Origin of the sequence: Streptococcus sp. NPS 308, assembly GCF_002355895.1 — a bacterium.
Taxonomy (GTDB): domain Bacteria; phylum Bacillota; class Bacilli; order Lactobacillales; family Streptococcaceae; genus Streptococcus.
Genome location: NZ_AP017652.1, coordinates 1,127,858 through 1,147,987, shown reverse-complemented (window position 1 = coordinate 1,147,987; position 20,130 = coordinate 1,127,858). Strand labels below are relative to the sequence as shown.

At 41.2% G+C, this 20,130-nt stretch carries 18 protein-coding genes and 1 other annotated feature; of the genes, 16 read left to right on the top strand and 2 right to left on the bottom strand.

Translation table 11 applies throughout. The annotated features are described in order from the left end of the window. The first annotated feature begins 1 nt into the window (after nt 1). The 16 genes from SNAG_RS05960 (at nt 2) to SNAG_RS05885 (ending at nt 16,799) form a co-directional block, all read left to right on the top strand. Nucleotides 2–715: an O-methyltransferase gene (locus SNAG_RS05960; protein WP_096407497.1), complete on the top strand. Its 714-nt coding sequence runs from the start codon at nt 2–4 to the stop codon at nt 713–715. A gap of 67 nt (nt 716–782) precedes the next feature. Next, nucleotides 783–1,724: a peptidylprolyl isomerase PrsA gene (gene prsA, locus SNAG_RS05955; protein WP_096407495.1), complete on the top strand. Its 942-nt coding sequence runs from the start codon at nt 783–785 to the stop codon at nt 1,722–1,724. Nucleotides 1,725–1,912: 188 nt separating this feature from the next. Beyond that, nucleotides 1,913–3,136: a cell division peptidoglycan polymerase FtsW gene (gene ftsW / locus SNAG_RS05950; protein ID WP_096407492.1), complete on the top strand. Its 1,224-nt coding sequence runs from the start codon at nt 1,913–1,915 to the stop codon at nt 3,134–3,136. A 23-nt stretch (nt 3,137–3,159) separates the two neighbouring features. Then, nucleotides 3,160–5,856, top strand: a complete 2,697-nt coding sequence (gene ppc, locus SNAG_RS05945; RefSeq protein ID WP_096407490.1) for a phosphoenolpyruvate carboxylase — start codon at nt 3,160–3,162, stop codon at nt 5,854–5,856. Nucleotides 5,857–5,951: 95 nt separating this feature from the next. After that, nucleotides 5,952–6,168, top strand: a binding site (T-box leader). A 117-nt stretch (nt 6,169–6,285) separates the two neighbouring features. After that, nucleotides 6,286–7,281, top strand: coding sequence for a tryptophan ABC transporter substrate-binding protein (gene trpX / locus SNAG_RS05940; RefSeq protein WP_096407487.1), 996 nt, complete (start codon nt 6,286–6,288; stop codon nt 7,279–7,281). Nucleotides 7,282–7,346: 65 nt separating this feature from the next. Beyond that, nucleotides 7,347–8,213, top strand: coding sequence for an ABC transporter permease (locus SNAG_RS05935; protein WP_096407485.1), 867 nt, complete (start codon nt 7,347–7,349; stop codon nt 8,211–8,213). Next, nucleotides 8,210–8,968 (top strand): ABC transporter ATP-binding protein, encoded by a 759-nt coding sequence (locus SNAG_RS05930; protein WP_045591564.1) that lies wholly within the window; start codon nt 8,210–8,212, stop codon nt 8,966–8,968. Before SNAG_RS05935 ends, SNAG_RS05930 begins: the two co-directional genes overlap by 4 nt. A 196-nt stretch (nt 8,969–9,164) precedes the next feature. Next, a complete protein-coding gene (gene dnaG / locus SNAG_RS05925; protein ID WP_096407482.1) occupies nt 9,165–10,925 on the top strand; it encodes a DNA primase in 1,761 nt (586 codons plus the stop codon). A 2-nt stretch (nt 10,926–10,927) separates the two neighbouring features. Further along, nucleotides 10,928–12,037 carry an RNA polymerase sigma factor RpoD gene (gene rpoD / locus SNAG_RS05920; protein ID WP_000201893.1) on the top strand — a complete coding sequence of 370 codons (1,110 nt, stop codon included), beginning with the start codon at nt 10,928–10,930 and terminating at the stop codon, nt 12,035–12,037. Between the two features lie 14 nt (nt 12,038–12,051). After that, nucleotides 12,052–12,381, top strand: coding sequence for a metal-sulfur cluster assembly factor (locus tag SNAG_RS05915; RefSeq protein ID WP_025168449.1), 330 nt, complete (start codon nt 12,052–12,054; stop codon nt 12,379–12,381). Nucleotides 12,382–12,483: 102 nt separating this feature from the next. Continuing rightward, nucleotides 12,484–13,536 (top strand): glycosyltransferase family 4 protein, encoded by a 1,053-nt coding sequence (locus tag SNAG_RS05910; RefSeq protein ID WP_443031040.1) that lies wholly within the window; start codon nt 12,484–12,486, stop codon nt 13,534–13,536. Between the two features lie 8 nt (nt 13,537–13,544). Continuing rightward, entirely contained in the window at nt 13,545–14,861 is a 1,317-nt protein-coding gene (locus SNAG_RS05905; RefSeq protein ID WP_096407479.1) for a glycosyltransferase family 4 protein, read from the top strand. A 27-nt stretch (nt 14,862–14,888) separates the two neighbouring features. Further along, the gene (locus tag SNAG_RS05900; protein WP_162284807.1) at nt 14,889–15,080 is read left to right on the top strand and encodes a PspC domain-containing protein; all 192 of its coding nucleotides are present in this window, start codon (nt 14,889–14,891) and stop codon (nt 15,078–15,080) included. Nucleotides 15,081–15,110: 30 nt separating this feature from the next. Next, the gene (locus SNAG_RS05895; RefSeq protein WP_000863864.1) at nt 15,111–15,245 is read left to right on the top strand and encodes a DUF4044 domain-containing protein; all 135 of its coding nucleotides are present in this window, start codon (nt 15,111–15,113) and stop codon (nt 15,243–15,245) included. A gap of 69 nt (nt 15,246–15,314) precedes the next feature. Next, nucleotides 15,315–16,625, top strand: coding sequence for a GTPase ObgE (gene obgE / locus SNAG_RS05890; protein WP_096407477.1), 1,311 nt, complete (start codon nt 15,315–15,317; stop codon nt 16,623–16,625). A 9-nt stretch (nt 16,626–16,634) separates the two neighbouring features. Continuing rightward, complete coding sequence (locus SNAG_RS05885; RefSeq protein WP_000502575.1) at nt 16,635–16,799, top strand: hypothetical protein; 165 nt, start codon at nt 16,635–16,637, stop codon at nt 16,797–16,799. A 34-nt stretch (nt 16,800–16,833) separates the two neighbouring features. Here the strand turns inward: SNAG_RS05885 and SNAG_RS05880 are convergent, their stop codons facing one another. Beyond that, entirely contained in the window at nt 16,834–17,304 is a 471-nt protein-coding gene (locus tag SNAG_RS05880) for an arginine repressor (protein WP_096407475.1), read from the bottom strand. 516 nt (nt 17,305–17,820) lie between these two features. Then, on the bottom strand, nt 17,821–20,103 hold the full coding sequence (locus SNAG_RS05875) for a Xaa-Pro dipeptidyl-peptidase (protein ID WP_096407472.1): 2,283 nt from the start codon (nt 20,101–20,103) through the stop codon (nt 17,821–17,823). Between the last annotated feature and the right edge of the window lie 27 nt (nt 20,104–20,130).

The window sequence follows — 20,130 nt, the reverse complement described above, 5'->3', positions numbered from 1 at the left end:
GATGGTAGAGTCTTATAGTAAAAATGCCAATCACAATATGCGTCGTCCCGTCGTCAAAGAAGACATCGTAGAACTCATGCGCCAGCGTCAAAAGCAGGTGTCAGGTTCCTTGAAAGAATTGGAGACTTTCGCTCGCAAGGAAAATATTCCCATTATTCCCCATGAAACAGTTGCTTATTTCCGTTTTCTCATGGAAACCATGCAGCCCAAGAACATTTTGGAGATTGGAACGGCAATTGGCTTTTCTGCCCTCCTGATGGCGGAGCATGCGCCAGATGCTAAGATTACAACCATTGACCGTAATCCTGAGATGATCGGCTTTGCCAAGGGAAACTTTTCTCAGTTTGATAGCCGCAAGCAAATCACCCTCTTAGAGGGAGATGCAGTCGATGTTTTATCTAGTCTGACAGAAACTTATGATTTTGTCTTTATGGACTCAGCCAAGTCCAAGTACATCGTCTTTTTACCAGAAATCCTCAAACACTTGGAAGTCGGTGGAGTGGTGGTCTTGGATGATATTTTCCAAGGAGGAGATGTTGCTAAGGACATCATGGAAGTCCGCCGTGGTCAACGAACCATTTACCGTGGTTTGCAAAGACTTTTTGACGCGACTTTGGACAATCCAGGTCTAACAGCAACTCTAGTTCCACTTGGAGACGGCATTCTCATGCTAAGAAAAAATGTAGCAGATGTCCGACTTCCTGAGAGTGACTGATTTTCAGAAAAATTTAAGAAATTATAGTAAAATAGATAAGGTAACACTTACCGTAAAAGGAGTAAACATGAAGAAAAAACTTATGGCAGGAGCCATCACACTTTTATCAGTAGCAACACTTGCAGCTTGTTCAAACAGTTCTGAAGGAAAAGATTTGATCAGCATGAAGGGTGATGTGATTACAGAACAACAATTCTTTGAAGAAGTAAAGAATAATCCAACTGCGCAACAAGTCTTGCTCAATATGACCATCCAAAAAGTATTTGAACAACAATATGGATCAGAGGTAACGGATAAAGATGTGGATGACGCCGTTGCTGAAGAACAAAAGAAATACGGTGATAGCTATAACAGCGTGCTTCAACGTGCAGGTATGACTCCTGAAACTCGTAAAGCACAAATTCGTACAAGCAAATTGGTTGAATTGGCTGTTAAGAAGGCCGCTGAGAGCGAATTGACAGACGAAGCCTACCAAAAGGCTTTTGAGTCTTATACACCAGATGTAACAGCTCAAATCATTCGTATGGACAATGAAGACAAGGCAAAAGAAGTGCTTGAAAAAGCCAAAGCAGAAGGTGCGGATTTTGCTCAATTAGCAAAAGACAACTCTAACGACAACAAAACAAAAGAAAATGGTGGCGAAATCACTTTTGACTCTGCTTCTACAGAGCTTCCAGAACAAGTCAAGAAAGCAGCCTTTGCCTTGGATGTGAACGGGATTTCTGATGTGATTACAGCTACTGGAACACAAGCCTACAGCAGTCAGTTCTACATCATCAAAGTAACGAAGAAAACAGAAAAATCTTCTAATATAGAGGATTACAAAGAAAAATTGAAGACCATCATCTTGACTCAGAAACAAAATGATTCAGCCTTTGTTCAAGGAGTAATTGGTAAAGAATTGCAAGCAGCAAACATCAAGGTTAAAGATCAAGCCTTCCAAAACATCTTCACCCAATATATCGGTGGTGGTGACTCAAGCTCAAGCAGCAGCTCTTCATCTAACTAAGAACTTAAAATACAAATCTCAAAAGAGGTTTGTATTTTTTATGCTTGAAACTAGAAAATGAGTAAAATTCGAAGGATTAAAGGATAAGAGTTTTTTTCTTTCTGAAAAAATGGTATAATAGCAATCAAAACTAGAAAATAAAACGGAATTGGGAACAGAAGCTTCTGTTCCTATTAGAGTGGTGAAATATGAAAATTAGTAAAAGGCACCTACTAAACTATTCCATTTTGATTCCTTACTTCCTTTTATCGATTTTGGGGCTGATTGTGGTATACTCGACAACGAGTGCAACCTTGATCGAAGAAGGGAAAAGTGCCTTTCAATTGGTACGAAACCAGGGGATCTTCTGGATAGCTAGTTTGATTCTGATTGCCTTAATCTATAAATTAAAATTAGGTTTCCTAAGAAACGGGCGTCTCATCTTTATCGTAATGATTGTGGAGATGATTCTTTTAGCTCTGGCGCGACTGGTCGGAACACCTGTCAATGGAGCATACGGATGGATTTCTGTAGGACCTGTAACGATTCAGCCTGCGGAGTACCTTAAGATTATCATCATCTGGTACCTGGCACATCGATTTTCAAAACAACAAGATGAGATTGCAGTTTATGACTTCCAGGTTTTGACACAGAATCAGTGGCTACCTCGAGCTTTTAATGACTGGCGTTTTGTTCTGCTGGTTCTGATTGGTAGCTTGGGGATTTTCCCAGACTTGGGAAATGCGACCATCTTGGTCCTGGTGGCGCTCATCATGTATACCGTAAGTGGGATCGCTTATCGTTGGTTTTCGACCATTCTGGCTCTCTTGGCAGGGAGTTCAATGTTAGTCTTGTCTGTCATTCGCTTTGTTGGGGTTGAAAAGTTTTCTAAAATCCCACTATTTGGGTACGTTGCTAAACGTTTTAGTGCCTTCTTTAATCCCTTTAATGACCTAGCAGGTGCAGGACACCAGCTCGCAAATTCCTACTATGCCATGGTAAATGGAGGCTGGTTCGGACTGGGACTGGGAAATTCTATCGAGAAGCGTGGTTATCTGCCAGAAGCCCATACGGATTTTGTCTTTTCGATTGTCATCGAAGAGTTTGGATTCGTAGGAGCCAGTATGATTTTGGCTTTACTCTTCTTCTTGATTTTGCGAATCATCTTGGTTGGTATTCGAGCAAAGGATCCCTTTAACTCCATGGTTGCTATTGGTGTCGGAGGGATGATCCTTGTTCAGGTCTTTGTCAATATCGGTGGGATTTCAGGGTTGATTCCTTCTACAGGGGTAACCTTCCCCTTCCTTTCACAAGGTGGGAACAGTCTACTGGTATTATCCGTAGCCATCGCGCTTGTACTGAACATTGATGCCAGCGAAAAACGTGCCAAGCTTATCAGAGAATACGAGAATCAAACCGATGAAAGTCTGTAAGGATTGTATGGAAAGGAAAGTATATGTCTCTTCAAAAATTAGAAAACTATAGTAATAAAGCAGTCGTCCAAGAAGAAGTCTTGATTCTGACTGAGCTATTAGAAGATATCACAAAAAATATGCTAGCGCCAGAAACCTTTGAAAAGATTATCCAGTTGAAGGAATTATCAACTAGCGAGAATTATCAAGGGCTCAATGACCTAGTGACCAGTCTTTCGAATGAAGAAATGATTTACATTTCACGCTATTTCTCAATCCTTCCACTCTTGATCAATATCTCTGAGGATGTGGATTTGGCTTATGAGATCAATCACCAAAACAATGTGGACCAAGACTATCTAGGGAAACTATCTACAACCATTAAAATGGTGGCTGAAAAAGAAAATGCAGCTACAATTTTGGAACAGCTGAATGTTGTGCCTGTTCTGACTGCCCATCCGACGCAGGTCCAACGTAAGAGTATGTTGGATTTGACCAATCACATCCATAATCTTTTGCGTAAGTACCGTGATGTCAAACTAGGCTTGATTAACAAAGAAAAATGGCACACGGATCTCCGTCGTTATATTGAGATTATTATGCAGACGGACATGATTCGCGAGAAGAAATTGAAAGTAACCAACGAAATCACCAACGTGATGGAGTACTATCAAAGTTCATTCTTGAATGCTGTTCCCCGTTTGACGGCTGAGTATAAAAAATTGGCCAAAGAACAAGGTATCGAGCTTGAGCATCCAAAACCGATTACCATGGGGATGTGGATCGGAGGAGACCGTGATGGAAATCCTTTCGTAACTGCTGAAACCCTCAATAAATCTGCCTTGACCCAGTGTGAAGTCATTATGAATTACTACGATGAGAAGATTTATAACCTCTATCGTGAATTCTCACTCTCAACCAGTATTGTGAATGTCAGCGACAAGGTTCGTGAGATGGCTCTTAAGTCACAGGATAACTCGATTTATCGCGAAAAAGAACTCTATCGTCGTGCTCTTTTTGATATCCAAGCTAAGATGCAGGCAACCAAGGCTTATCTCATTGAAGACAAGGAACTTCAGCCTAGATATGCCACTGCAGATGAATTTTATCAAGATTTGTTGGCCATTCGCGATTCTCTCCTTGAAAACAAAGGGGAATACCTGATTTCAGGAGAATTTGTCGAGTTGATGCAAGCTGTCGAAATTTTTGGTTTCTACCTTGCTTCTATTGATATGCGCCAAGATTCTAGTGTTCATGAAGCCTGTGTAGCAGAATTGCTTGAATCTGCTGGTATCAATGATCACTATAGCGACCTTTCTGAAGACGAAAAATGCGCCCTTCTCTTAAAAGAGTTGGAAGAAGACCCTCGTATCCTCTCAGCCACTCATGCTGAAAAGTCAGAACTTCTTGAAAAGGAACTGTCTATCTTTAAAGCTGCCCGCAAGTTGAAGGATAAACTGGGTGAAAATGTCATTCGTCAAACCATTATCTCACATGCAACAAGTGTATCCGATATGCTAGAGCTAGCAATTATGCTCAAGGAAGTCGGCTTGGTTGATGCCCAAAAAGCACGAGTTCAGATTGTTCCCCTGTTTGAAACTATCGAGGACTTAGACCATTCGGAAGAAACCATGAGAAGATATTTCTCTCTTCCTTTGGCTAAAAAATGGATTGCTTCAAAAGATAACTATCAGGAAATCATGCTTGGTTACTCTGATAGTAACAAAGATGGTGGTTACCTGTCATCGTGTTGGACCCTGTACAAGGCGCAACAACAACTGACTGCTATCGGTGATGAATTTGGCGTTAAAGTCACTTTCTTTCACGGTCGTGGTGGGACTGTCGGTCGTGGTGGTGGTCCAACATATGAAGCCATTACATCTCAACCGCTCAAGTCTATAAAGGACCGTATCCGTCTGACTGAGCAAGGAGAAGTGATTGGAAACAAATACGGTAACAAAGACGCTGCTTATTACAACCTTGAGATGTTGGTTTCTGCAGCCATTAACCGTATGATTACCAAGAAGAAGAGTGATACCAACACATCAAACCGTTACGAAGCTATTATGGATCAAGTAGTGGATCGCAGCTACGATATCTACCGTGATTTGGTCTTTGGAAATGAACATTTCTATGACTATTTCTTTGAGTCCAGTCCGATTAAGGCTATTTCAAGCTTTAATATCGGTTCTCGCCCAGCCGCTCGTAAGACCATCACTGAAATTGGCGGTTTGCGTGCCATTCCTTGGGTCTTCTCATGGTCACAAAGTCGTGTCATGTTCCCTGGATGGTATGGTGTGGGATCAAGCTTTAAAGAGTTTATAGATCAAGATCCAAAGAATATCGAGTTCCTTCGTGATATGTACCAGAACTGGCCTTTCTTCCAATCTCTTCTTTCCAATGTGGACATGGTCTTATCTAAGTCTAACATGAACATTGCTTTTGAATATGCTAAGCTCTGTGAAGACGAAGAAGTGCAAGCTATCTACTACACTATTTTAGATGAATGGCAATTGACCAAGGATGTTATTTTAGCTATTGAAGGTTATGACGAACTCTTGGCAGAAAACTCTTACCTAAAAGACAGTCTAAACTATCGTATGCCTTACTTTAATATCCTCAACTATATCCAGTTGGAGTTGATTAAACGTCAACGTCGTGGTGAATTGTCAGCAGACGAAGAAAGATTGATTCATACAACCATTAACGGAATTGCAACCGGTTTGCGTAATTCAGGTTGATATTTTCTAAACTTCCTCTTTTTCTAGGGGAAGTTTTTGAATTGTTTAAAAAATTCTAAAAATAGTCTTGACAAGTATTTGAAAAATGATATAATTTAAACATTCAGAAAGTAATCATTGAAGTTTTTTAGAGAGTCTGTGCTTGGTGGAAACAGATAGATGAAAGTGATGAAAATTGGGCTGAATGTTATAAAGAATTTGAAATCATAAAAATTCGGTGAGCACACCTTACAGTGCAACTCGTGAATGCGAGAAAGAGCGATAGGGATATTCCCTATAATTGAGGTGGCACCGCGCATCGACGTCCTCACACAAGTTTTTTGTGTGAGGACTTTTTCTATTAGGAGGATGATGATGGAATTTAAACGATGGCATCGCTTGATGATGTGATTTAAAAAGTTAAGGTAAAAGGATTAAGGAGAAAGAAAAATGAAAAATAAACGTTTGATTGGAATTATCGCTGGATTAGCAGTATTGGTAGTGGCTAGCTTGATTTATTCATCAATGAACAAGCCAGCAGCTAAAGAAGAGCAAAAGGTCGCTAAGGTTGGTGTCCTTCAATTTGTTAGTCATCCATCCTTGGACTTGATTTATCAAGGAATTCAAGATGGACTTGCTGAAGAAGGCTATAAGGACGACCAAGTAAAAATCGACTTTATGAACTCTGAAGGAGATCAGAGCAAGGTTGCAACCATGAGTAAACAATTGGTAGCAAATGGAAATGACGTTGTTGTTGGGATTGCAACACCAGCTGCTCAAGGACTTGCTAGTGCTACAAAAGACCTACCTGTTATCATGGCTGCTATTACAGACCCAATCGGTGCTAACTTGGTCAAAGATTTGAAAAAACCAGGTGGCAACATCACAGGGGTGTCAGATCATAACCCAGCTGAACAGCAAGTGGAATTGATTAAAACTTTGACACCAAATGTCAAAACAATCGGAGCTCTCTACTCAAGTAGCGAAGATAACTCAAAATCACAAGTTGAGGAATTCAAGGCTTATGCTGAAAAAGCAGGTTTGAAAGTCGAAACCTTTGCCGTTCCTTCCACTAACGAAATTGCTTCAACTGTTAATGTTATGACCAGCAAGGTCGACGCAATCTGGGTTCCAATTGACAACACCATTGCATCAGCCTTCCCAACAGTTGTATCAAGCAACCAAACAGCTAAAAAACCGATCTACCCAAGTGCTACTGCCATGGTAGAAGCAGGTGGATTAGCATCTGTAGTAGTTGACCAACACGATCTTGGAGTGGCTACTGGTAAGATGATTGCTAAAGTTTTGAAAGGTGAAAAACCAGCTGATACGCCAGTTAATGTCTTCTCAACTGGTAAGTCGGTTATCAATAAAAAACTAGCGCAAGAACTTGGTATCACAATCCCTGAGTCTGTTCTAAAAGAAGCAGGACAAGTGATTGAATAAAGATAAAGGAGGAGTTGGGGACATCTCCTCCCGTTTTTACTAAAGAAAGAAATGAGTGAAAGATTATGATAGTATCCATTATTTCTCAGGGAATGGTCTGGGCGATTCTAGGTTTGGGAATCTTTATGACTTTTCGAATTTTGAATTTCCCGGATATGACGACTGAGGGCTCTTTCCCACTAGGGGGAGCAGTAGCTGTAACCTTGATAACACAAGGCGTCAATCCATTTTTAGCGACCTTGGCTGCAGTAGGAGCGGGCTGCCTAGCTGGTATGGCAACAGGTCTCTTATACACCAAAGGTAAAATACCAACTCTCTTATCAGGGATTTTGGTCATGACTTCTTGCCATTCCATCATGCTCATGATTATGGGACGTGCCAATCTGGGTCTTCTTGGAACCAAGCAAATTCAGGATGTCTTGCCTTTCGATTCAGACCTCAATCAACTCCTGACTGGCTTTATCTTTGTTGCCTTTGTTATTGGTCTCATGCTCTTTTTCCTAGATACCAAACTAGGTCAGGCCTACATCGCTACAGGAGATAATCCCGATATGGCTCGTAGCTTTGGTATCAATACAGGACGTATGGAACTCATGGGTTTGGTTCTTTCAAATGGGATTATCGCGCTTGCAGGGGCCTTAATTGCTCAACAAGAAGGATATGCAGATGTTTCTCGAGGAATTGGAGTGATTGTCGTAGGGCTTGCTAGCTTGATTATTGGTGAAGTATTGTTCAAGAGTTTGACCCTGGCAGAGCGACTCATGACCATCGTTGTAGGGTCTATTGCTTATCAGTTCCTCGTATGGGGAGTGATTGCTCTTGGATTTAACACGAGCTATTTACGACTATATAGCGCCTTGATTTTGGCAGCTTGCCTTATGATTCCAACCTTCAAAAGCAAATACCTGAAAGGAGTCAAGTTTAGCAAATGACAGCAATTGTAGAATTAAAAAATGCTACCAAAGTCATTACGAATGGCTTTGACGAGGAAAAAATCATTCTAAATGATGTTTCTCTTGAGATTTTTGAACATGATTTCATTACAATACTAGGTGGAAACGGAGCAGGAAAGTCAACGCTTTTTAACACTATTGCAGGTACCCTACCTTTAACAAGTGGAAGTATCCGTATCATGGGCGAGGATGTGACGCATTTTTCACCAGAAAAGCGAGCTAAGTACTTGTCTCGTGTCTTTCAGGATCCTAAAATGGGTACGGCTCCTCGTATGACCGTTGCAGAAAACCTTTTGATTGCCAAGTTTCGTGGTGAGAAGAGAGGGCTCCTGCCTAGAAGACTATCAAGTCATAGAGAAGAGTTTCAGGCTACCATTGAAAAAGTGGGAAATGGCCTTGAAAAACATCTCGACACTCCGATTGAATTTCTATCAGGTGGTCAACGTCAGGCCTTGAGTCTCTTGATGGCAACCTTGAAACGACCAGAGTTGCTCTTGTTGGATGAACACACAGCAGCACTTGACCCCAAGACCAGCGTGGCTTTAATGGCATTAACGGATGAATTTGTCACAAAAGATAAGCTGACTGCCCTCATGATTACCCACCATATGGAAGATGCACTGAAGTATGGAAATCGTCTGATTGTCATGAAAGAAGGTCGTATCATCCAAGATTTGAACAAAGAAGAAAAAGCAAAAATGAAGATTTCAGACTACTATCAATTATTTGAGTAAAGTAGAGAATTTCTCGTCAAAAAATAGAGAAGAAAAACTTAGAAACACGTCAGTGTTTCTGAGTTTTTTATCTTCCCATTCTATCAAGAAAAATAAGGCAAAGAGAATTACGGAAAGTGTATGAAATGGTTTACTTTTTTTCAGAAATAAGCTATACTAGATAACGTGAAACTATGATAAGATGGAGGTATTGTGTATGGTTGACAAACAAGTCATTGAAGAAATCAAAAACAATGCCAACATTGTGGAAATCATAGGTGACGTGATTTCTTTACAAAAGGCTGGACGGAACTATTTAGGGCTCTGTCCTTTTCATGGTGAAAAGACCCCCTCTTTCAACGTTGTTGAAGACAAGCAATTTTACCATTGTTTCGGTTGTGGGCGCTCAGGAGATGTTTTTAAGTTCATCGAAGAATACCAAGGTGTATCCTTTATGGAAGCCGTTCAGCTCTTAGGTGAGCGTGTCGGTATTCAACTAGCTATGCCTATCCAGTCTCGTCCTCAACAGCTTTCTCCTCATCAAGCTCTATATGATATGCATGAAGAAGCAGCACGCTTTTACCATGCAATCCTCATGACGACTAAGATGGGAGAAGAAGCAAGGGCTTATCTCTACAAACGTGGATTGACGGAAGATGTCCTGAAGCACTTCCAAATTGGACTAGCTCCAGCCGAGAGAAACTATCTCTACCAACGTTTATCTGGCAAGTTTGAGGAAAAGGATTTATTGGATTCGGGCTTGTTTTATCTGTCAGATAGTAATCAATTTTATGATACTTTTTTTGGTCGGATCATCTTTCCTTTGACCAATGACAAGGGGCAGGTTATTGCATTTTCAGGTCGTATCTGGCAAGAAACGGATAATCAGACTGCCAAGTATAAAAATAGTCGCTCGACTGCAATTTTTAACAAGAGTTACGAATTGTATCATTTGGACAAGGCTAAAAAAGCAACTGGAAAGGTAGCAGAACTCTACTTGATGGAAGGTTTCATGGATGTTATCGCGGCCTACCGTGCTGGTATAGAAAATGCTGTGGCTTCCATGGGGACAGCGCTGAGCAAGGAGCATGTTGATCACCTTAAACGCTTCACCAAAAAGATAGTTCTCAGCTATGATGGTGACAAGGCAGGACAGGCAGCGACAGCCAAAGCTCTGGAAGAATTAAAAGATTTCTCAGTGGAAGTTGTTCGAGTACCTGATACCATGGACCCAGATGAGTATTTGCAAAAGAATTCTGCTGAAGACCTGGCTTACCTCTTAACTAAGACTCGGATTAGTCCTATAGAGTTCTATATTCACCAACTCAAACCTGTGAATAGTGACAACTTGCAGGCGCAAATTGAGTTCATTGAAAAGATTGCGCCCTTAATCGCCAAAGAAAAGTCTATCACTGCCCAGAATTCTTACATCCACATTCTGGCGGATAACCTACCTTCCTTTGATTACCAGCAAGTAGAACAGATTGTAAATGAAAGTCGGATTGTTCAAAGGCAGGAGAGAGTCAAGGAGCATCCTACGCCAGTAGCGATTAGTTTGCCTGTGACGCGGCAACTGACAGCAGTTATGAGAGCAGAGGCTCATCTCCTTTATAGGATGGCTGAGAATCCAGTTGTGTTAAATGACTATCGATTAAGAGGAGATTTTTTCTTTGATACCCCAGAATTTCAGATTCTTTACGAATTATTAAGTGTAGAGGGAGAAATCGGATCAGAGGAACTGTCTCATCAGACTCCTGAGGTTGAAAATGCCTGGTACCATGTTCTTGGTCTAGATTTGCCAGCTGAGATGTCGCCTCAAGAACTTTCTGAAGTCGAAGCGACTCGTAACCGTGCCCTCCTCAGCAAGGACAATTTAAGGATTAAAAAGAAAGTGCAGGAAGCTAGTCATCTAGGAGATACAGACACAGCCTTGGAAGAATTGCAACGATTGATTTCCCAAAAGAGAAGAATGGAGTAATAATGGCAACAAAACAAAAAGAAGTAACTACATTTGATGTGCAAGTAGCAGACTTTATCCGTAACCACAAAAAAACAGGAACAGCAACAGACGATGAAATCAACTCAAGTCTAGTTATTCCTTTTACTTTAGATGCAGATGGTATTGAAGACCTTTTGCAACGGATTCAGGATGCTGGAATTTCTATCACGGATAACGAAGGGAATCCAAGTGCACGTGTCCTTAGTACAGAAGAAGAGCCAGAACTCAGTGATGAGGACTTGATTGGCTCAACCTCTGCTAAGGTGAATGACCCTGTCCGTATGTATTTGAAGGAAATTGGGGTTGTTCCTCTCTTGACCAACGAAGAAGAAAAAGAATTGGCCTTAGCAGTTGAGGCTGGTGATATCGAAGCCAAACAACGTCTTGCCGAAGCCAACCTTCGTTTGGTGGTTTCGATCGCTAAGCGCTACGTAGGGCGTGGCATGCAGTTTCTTGACTTGATTCAAGAAGGAAACATGGGCTTGATGAAGGCCGTTGACAAGTTTGACTATTCAAAAGGTTTTAAGTTTTCTACTTATGCAACTTGGTGGATTCGTCAGGCGATTACCCGTGCCATCGCTGACCAGGCTCGTACCATTCGTATCCCTGTCCACATGGTTGAAACCATTAATAAGCTTGTCCGAGAACAGCGTAATCTCCTTCAAGAATTGGGTCAAGATCCAACTCCTGAACAAATCGCTGAACGTATGGATATGACACCTGACAAGGTGCGTGAAATCTTGAAAATCGCCCAAGAGCCAGTGTCACTTGAAACACCGATTGGTGAAGAGGACGATAGCCATCTTGGGGACTTTATCGAAGACGAAGTGATTGAAAATCCAGTAGACTACACAACTCGTATCGTTTTGCGTGAGCAGTTGGATGAAGTCTTGGATACTCTCACAGACCGTGAAGAAAACGTTCTGCGCCTTCGTTTCGGTTTGGACGATGGGAAAATGCGTACCCTTGAAGATGTTGGTAAAGTCTTTAACGTAACTCGTGAACGTATCCGTCAGATCGAGGCCAAGGCTTTGAGAAAACTACGTCAACCAAGTCGCAGCAAACCGCTTCGTGATTTTATTGAAGATTAAGAGTGAGGATGAACATGGCTTATACAGAAGAGCAAATTGAGGTTATCAAAACCCGCATTTTAAATGCTTTGGAAGAAGTAATTGACCCTGAGTTGGGAATTGATATTGTCAACTTAGGTTTGATTTATGAAATTCGTTTTGATGGTGAGACTGGTCACACTGAAATTGATATGACCTTGACAACTATGGGCTGCCCATTGGCAGATCTCTTGACAGACCAGATTCACGATGCGATGACAGATGTTCCTGAGGTAACCAATACCGAAGTTAAATTGGTCTGGTATCCAGCTTGGACTGTTGAGAAAATGAGTCGCTATGCGCGTATCGCCCTAGGAATTAAATAAACAGCAGAAAAATATGAGAGACGATTGGAAAATAGGATAAATTCCTCCTTTTTCCTCTGGTCTCTCTTTCTTTTGCTGATTTTCTAGAAATAAAATGGTATAATGAAAGGTATGGAAAACGAAAAATTGCGTATTAATATGCTAAGTTCAAGTGAAAAAGTAGCTGGTCAAGGAGTATCAGGAGCTTATCGAGAATTGGTTAGTCTCCTTCACCGTGATGCCAAAGACCAGTTGATTGTTACGGAGAATCTTCCTGTTGAGGCAGATGTAACTCACTTTCATACCATTGATTTCCCTTATTATTTATCTACATTTCAAAAGAAGCGATCTGGGAGAAAAATTGGCTATGTGCATTTTTTGCCTGATACGCTTGAGGGGAGTTTGAAAATTCCATTTTTCTTAAAGGGAATTATCAAACGTTATGTTTTTTCATTTTACAACCGGATGGAACACTTGGTGGTGGTTAATCCCATGTTTATCGAGGATTTGGTGGCAGCTGGTATTCCACGTGAAAAAGTAACTTATATTCCAAACTTTGTAAATAAGGAAAAATGGCATCCACTGCCAGCTGACCAAGTAGCAAAACTTCGTCAGGGAATGGATTTAGCTGAGGATCAGTTTGTTGTTGTTGGTGCGGGTCAGGTTCAGAAACGTAAAGGGATTGATGACTTTATCCGTCTTGCTGAGGAATTGCCAGAAATTACTTTTATCTGGGCTGGGGGTTTTTCATTTGGCGGGATGACAGATGGTTATGAACGCTATAAAAAAATCATGGACAATCCACCTAAAAATCTAATTTTTCCAGGTATTGTTCCTCCAGAGCGAATGCGAGAGCTCTATGCTTTAGCGGATCTCTTCTTGCTACCAAGTTACAATGAACTATTCCCTATGACCATCTTAGAGGCAGCTAGTTGTGAAGCACCGATAATGCTAAGGGATTTAGATTTATACAAGGTCATTCTCGAAGGGAATTATCGTGCTACAAGTGATGTTTCAGAGATGAGAAAAGCTATTCTCGAATACAAAGATCGTCCTGAAAAGTTGAAAGACTTGAAAGAAAAAGCTAGAAAAATTTCTAAAGAGTACTCCGAGGAACATTTACTGGAAATCTGGTTGAAGTTCTATCGGGAGCAGGCGGCTTTGGGCAAAAAGTGAGGTAATTTATGCGAATTGGTTTATTTACAGACACTTATTTTCCTCAGGTTTCTGGGGTTGCGACCAGTATTCGAACCTTAAAGACAGAGCTTGAGAAGCAAGGACATGCAGTTTTTATCTTTACAACAACAGATAAAGATGTGAATCGCTACGAGGATTGGCAAATTATCCGAATACCGAGTGTTCCCTTCTTTGCATTTAAGGATCGACGTTTTGCTTATCGTGGCTTTACAAAGGCGCTTGAAATTGCTAAACAGTATCAGCTAGATATCATTCATACTCAAACAGAGTTTTCACTAGGTTTGTTAGGGATTTGGATTGCGAGAGAGTTAAAAATTCCTGTTATCCATACCTATCATACCCAGTACGAAGATTACGTGCATTATATTGCGAAGGGTATGCTGATTCGTCCAAGTATGGTAAAATATCTGGTACGGGGCTTTCTTCACGATGTTGATGGAGTGATTTGTCCTAGTGAGATCGTTCGGGACCTTCTCTCTAAGTACAAGGTCAAGGTTGAAAAGCGGGTTATTCCAACTGGTATTGAGTTAGCTAAATTTGAACGCCCTGAGATTAAGGAAGAGAATTTAGCTTCCCTTCGATCTAAACTTGGAATAAAAGAAGACGAGAAAATGTTACTGAGTCTTTCTCGTATCTCCTATGAGAAGAATATCCAAGCGGTTCTAGCCGCTTTTGCGCAGGTTTTGAAAGAAGAAGACAAGGTGAAACTGGTTGTTGCTGGTGACGGTCCTTATTTGGACAGTCTGAAAGAACAAGCCGTCCAGTTGCAAATTCAAAATCAGGTGATTTTTACTGGTATGATCGCTCCAAGTGAAACAGCCTTGTACTATAAGTCGGCAGACTTCTTTATCTCTGCATCCACTAGTGAAACCCAAGGGTTGACTTATCTAGAGAGTCTAGCTAGTGGAACGCCTGTCATCGCTCATGGCAATCCTTATCTGGATAATCTGATCAATGACAAGATGTTTGGAACTCTCTACTATGGAGAACAGGATCTTGCAGGTGCCATCTTGGAGGCTTTGATTGCCACTCCAGATATGGATGAGCAAAAGTTGGCGGACAAGTTGTATGAGATTTCGGCTGAGAATTTTGGGAAACGAGTTCATGAGCTTTACCTTGATGCCATTATTTCAAATAATTTTGAACAAGAATTGCTCGATGGAGAACCTATGAGTCAACGTTTTCTAAAAACTATTTTATATCTCCCTCAACAAGCAGTCAGCGTCCCGGTAAAAGAATCTAAACGCATTCTGAAAGCGTCTAAAAAACAGTTGTCCAGTATGCGAGACTACTGGAAAGATTAACAAAAAGTAAAAAAGGAGAAATAAAAGTTGGCGAAAAAATTTATGAGAAGCGGTAAAGATCAAAAAATTGGAGGCGTTTGCGCAGGAGTGGCCCACTATTTTGATATTGATCCGACGATTGTCCGTGTGATTTGGGGAGTTCTAGCCTTTTGTTATGGAGCAGGGGTTCTTGCTTACTTGATTTTGTGGGCAATTGCACCTGTTTCTACAGAATATTAAATTAAAATTATAGAGTGAAAAGGAGAAACTATGGCTTTTGGAGATAATGGTAACCGTAAAAAAACAATGTTTGAAAAGGTGACACTTGTTGTCGTGCTTATCATGTTGTTTGTGACCCTTGCTGGTATCTTTGCAACGGCGCTTGGAGCTTTTAGCAGATTCTAAGCAAGTTGTTTAGACAGAAACAATAACTAATGACTGGGATTTCCCAGCCTTTTTAAAGCGAGAAAAAATATGAGTATGTTTTTAGATACAGCCAAGATCAAAGTCAAGGCTGGTAATGGTGGTGATGGCATGGTTGCCTTTCGCCGTGAAAAATATGTCCCGAATGGTGGTCCTTGGGGTGGTGATGGTGGACGTGGAGGGAACGTCGTTTTCGTAGTAGACGAAGGCTTACGCACCTTGATGGATTTCCGCTATAACCGTCATTTCAAGGCCGAATCCGGTGAAAAGGGGATGACCAAAGGAATGCATGGGCGTGGTGCAGAAGATCTTCGTGTTCGCGTACCACAGGGAACGACTGTACGTGATGCGGAAACAGGAAAAGTCATTACAGACTTGATTGAACATGGTCAAGAATTTATCGTGGCTCATGGCGGTCGTGGCGGTCGTGGAAATATCCGTTTTGCCACGCCAAAAAATCCTGCACCTGAAATCTCTGAGAATGGAGAACCGGGTCAGGAACGTGAGTTGCAACTGGAATTAAAAATCTTGGCGGATGTCGGCTTAGTCGGTTTCCCATCTGTCGGAAAGTCAACTTTGCTTAGTGTTATTACTTCAGCCAAACCAAAGATTGGTGCCTACCACTTCACGACTATTGTCCCTAATCTAGGGATGGTCCGTACGCAGTCAGGTGAGTCCTTTGCTGTTGCAGACCTTCCAGGTTTGATTGAAGGGGCTAGTCAAGGTGTTGGCTTGGGAACTCAGTTCCTTCGACATATCGAACGCACTCGAGTTATCCTCCATGTCATTGATATGTCAGCTAGTGAAGGACGTGATCCTTATGAGGACTACCTTGCTATCAATAAAGAATTGGAATCCTACAACCTTCGTCTCATGGAACGTCCGCAGATCATCGTGGCTAACAAGATGGACATGCCCGAAAGTCAGGAAAATCTGGAAGCCTTCAAGAAGAAATTGGCAGCTAACTACGACGAGTTTGAAGAACTACCAGCCATCTTCCCGATTTCTGGTTTAACCAAGCAAGGGTTGGCTACTCTTTTGGATGCGACAGCTGAATTGTTGGATAAAACTCCTTTGTTCTTGCTCTACGACGAGTCTGATATGGAAGAAGAAGCTTACTATGGCTTTGATGAGGAAGAAAAAGCCTTTGAAATTAGCCGTGATGACGATGCAACATGGGTACTTACTGGTGAAAAACTCATGAAACTCTTTAACATGACCAACTTTGACCGTGATGAGTCAGTCATGAAGTTTGCTCGTCAATTACGTGGTATGGGGGTTGACGAAGCCCTTCGTGCGCGTGGAGCTAAGGATGGAGACTTGGTACGAATCGGCAAGTTTGAGTTTGAATTTGTAGACTAGGAGATTGATATGGGAGATAAACCGATATCATTCCGAGATGCAGATGGAAATTTTGTTTCTGCAGCAGACGTATGGAATGAAAAGAAACTAGAAGAATTGTTTAATCGTCTCAATCCCAAACGTGCTCTTAGATTGGCACGTATGAAGAAAGAAGAAACACTTTCAAATGAATAAAAGAATCCCGTGATTTTAAATCACGGGATTTGTTCTATTCGCTAAAGAAAAATGGCGGAGCATATTTTTTAAGATTTTCAAAACATGCTTGTGCTTTTGTAGCATCTTCGCAGATGATCATGCAGACATCATCACCGCATAGTGTAGCAACAACATCGTTGAAATCTAGGGCATCAATGACAGCTCCAAATGACTGAGCCAAACCTGGAAGAGTCTTTAGAATGACTTGGTGCTGGACAGGACGTAACATGACAAGAGCATCTTCCATATAGTTTTCTAAACGTTTCTCCCATTTAGAAATAGAACCAGTATTTAGAACATAGTAGGATTGGTCTTCTTCCCGAACTTTTGAAAGGTTCATGGTTTTGATATCACGTGATAAAGTTGCTTGTGTGACTTGGATATCATTCTCAGCTAGTAAGGCTTGTAATTCTGCTTGGGTATGAATTTTATTTTTTGAAACGAGGGCGCGGATAAGTTGGTGTCTGTGTTCTGATTTGTTCATAAAGTAAGTACTCCTTTTAAAAGGTACAGCGTGGACTGAACGAAAACGTCAGTCTGGTGGTAGGCGGTATTGTCACGTATGATGATTTCACAGTCAGTAGGATAAAGAACTAGAGGGAGAGAATCTCCTTCTTTTAACTTGTCACTAGTTGCGTGCAGATAAACTGGGTAGCAATCCGTTCATCTACATTGATGTTCTTTAATGACAGTGAATCATCCAATTAGGGTAGCATTTTGTCACGGCTTGTTGTGAATTTCCTCTAAATGTCAATTCACAGAGAGTTCCAACATGTGGTCTAGTAGCGTGTATGATAAATGGTGACACATGTTGATTGGGGGGAGTATCTTTTGTCCAAGTTCAATCTGTAGACTTATAAAGATTCTTATTTGAACTGGAATTGATACAAAATTTACGTTTAATTTGACTGTTCAAGTGGAAATCTTTGGTTACAGGAAGTTCAATGGATAATTTGACTGCCTTTTCCTTGGAATACTTCCATATTGAAAGTCTGGTATATTATACCTTTTGACAAGGTATAATAAGAGTAGACTGTTCAAGATCGACAGTCAGGTGATAGTCTGTATTATCTCGAATTGTAATCTCAAAGTCAGTCGTGTAGAGAACCAAACGGAGAGTATTTCCTTCTTTAAGTTTGTAGATAGTTGGTTGAAGCTCTAGCTTGAAGTCCATCCATTTATTGGGTTGGATTTCTTCAACCGTCAAAAGATTGGTTCGATTTTGAAGATTAAGGTAACCTTTGGTGAGGACACGTTGGGCTCTTGGATTGAATGGTAGTTCACAGAGATTTTCTAACATGTGGTAGCGACCGTTGTCAATGGTTCTAGCACTTAAAACCGCTGGATAAGGCTGTAGATATTTCTTTTGCCCAAGTTCTAGCAGTTGGGCTGATAAGAGCCCCTTGTTTGTACTTGATTTGATACGAAGTTTCAGCTCAACTCGACCATTTAAATGAATGTCTTGACTTACTTGAAGGTCAATGGTGATCTGATTGGCTTTTCCTTGGTAAAGTTCTGTGTTGAAGATCTGGTAAGTCTTTCCATAACGCTCAAAATCTTCTTGTTCATAGTGGTTCTGAATCACTTTTTCTTCAGTTCCAAGTGAGAAAGTATGCAATTCATCTTGCTTGCCAAAGTCATCAAGACTCTGCCATGTTTGAGGTTCGGTATTGTCTTGCCAGATGACAGTAGGAAGTTGATAGTCTGTTATAAGTCCTAACAATTTCTTACTTAACAAGGCATTCATGGACTCGCGGAAGTCGATCGACTGCCAGTTGTTCATATAGACATGGGCACCATGATGGAAAAAGAGGTGCTTGTTGATATGAGCTGGAAGAGCATGAAACATTTGATAAACATGAAGTGGTTTGACGTTCCAATCCTGGGAACCATGTGTAAAGACGACCTCAGCTTGAACCTTATGAGCATTTAGTAGATAGTTGCGGTCATGCCAAAATTGATTGTAGTCACCAGTCTTGCGATCTAATTCTTCTTTTACCTTTTCTAAATCTGCTTTGTGGGCTTCATTAGCACGGATATAGTCACCGGCTAAGAGATTGCGGGAGTAGGTCAATTCAGCAAGTGAGTCAAAATCCTCACCTGGATAACCTCCAGGACTGGTTACCAGGCCATTTTCCCGATAGTAGTTGTACCAAGAGGAAATACCTGCTTCTGCGATAATCACTTCCAAGCCATCAACTCCAGTGGTCGCAAGACCATTGGACATGGTACCTAGATAAGAAAGGCCAGTTGTGGCAACTTTGCCATTGGACCAATCAGCCTTGACCTCACGCTTGCGCGTGTGGTCCGTAAAGGCACGACAACGACCGTTAAGCCAATCAATGACATTTTTATAGGCTTCAATCTGCTGATAGTCTCCATTGGTCATGAGCCCTTGGGAATCCTTGGTACCAACACCCGAAACATAGAGATTGGCAAATCCTCTTGGGAGGAAGTAATCGTTGAGAGTGTAAGAACTATTGATGTGAGTTAGCTTTTCTTCAGACTCAGAGACGAGTTCGGCTTGACCAAGAGGCTCGACAAAATCAACCTCAGGCTTCTCAAGTTCAATAATATGGGCAGGTTTGACCTCCAAGTCTCCTTCCATCTTGTAGAGAGCCTTGTCGCTGGCTTTGTCGTTGGTCCCTTGGTGATAAGGACTTGCTGTCATAACTGCAGGGATTTGTCCATCATAGCGAGGACGAATAATGCTGACCTTGACTAAATCAGGGAGACCGTCTTTATCAGTATCCACACGACTCTCTACATAGACAACTTCACGAATGACATCATGACTAGAGAAGGTTGCCAAGCTCTTGCCGTTAAAGTAGTGGTAGTGATTGTCTTCTGCAATAAGTCCATCACTAACAAGTTGGTCGATGAGCGTATTTCCCTTTTTGGTTCGAGTATTGAGCAAATGGTAGAGATTTTCAATCAAATCTCCATAAATAACAGGAAATCTAGTTTCTTTACGAAATTTCTCAGCATCCTCAAAGTCAATAAGATAATTGAAGCCTAAAAGTTGAAAAACTACGGTATAGAAAATATCAGCTGTCAGCTCTTTATCAGACTGAAAGAAGGTCAGTAGATCCGTTTCTCTATCTGCAGCTAGGGTAGATAGAGCGTAATCGGTATTAGTATAGGTGAAGAAACTCCAACGAATGAAGTCTTCAAACTGTCTTTTTATAGGCAGTTTAGATGATAGCTTCAAGCCAAGACTCTCTAATTCATCTAATAGTTGAGAACGAGGAGTGGGCAAGTAGCTGAATTGATTAAAACGCATGGCGCTCTCCTTTGAAGTGATAAATTT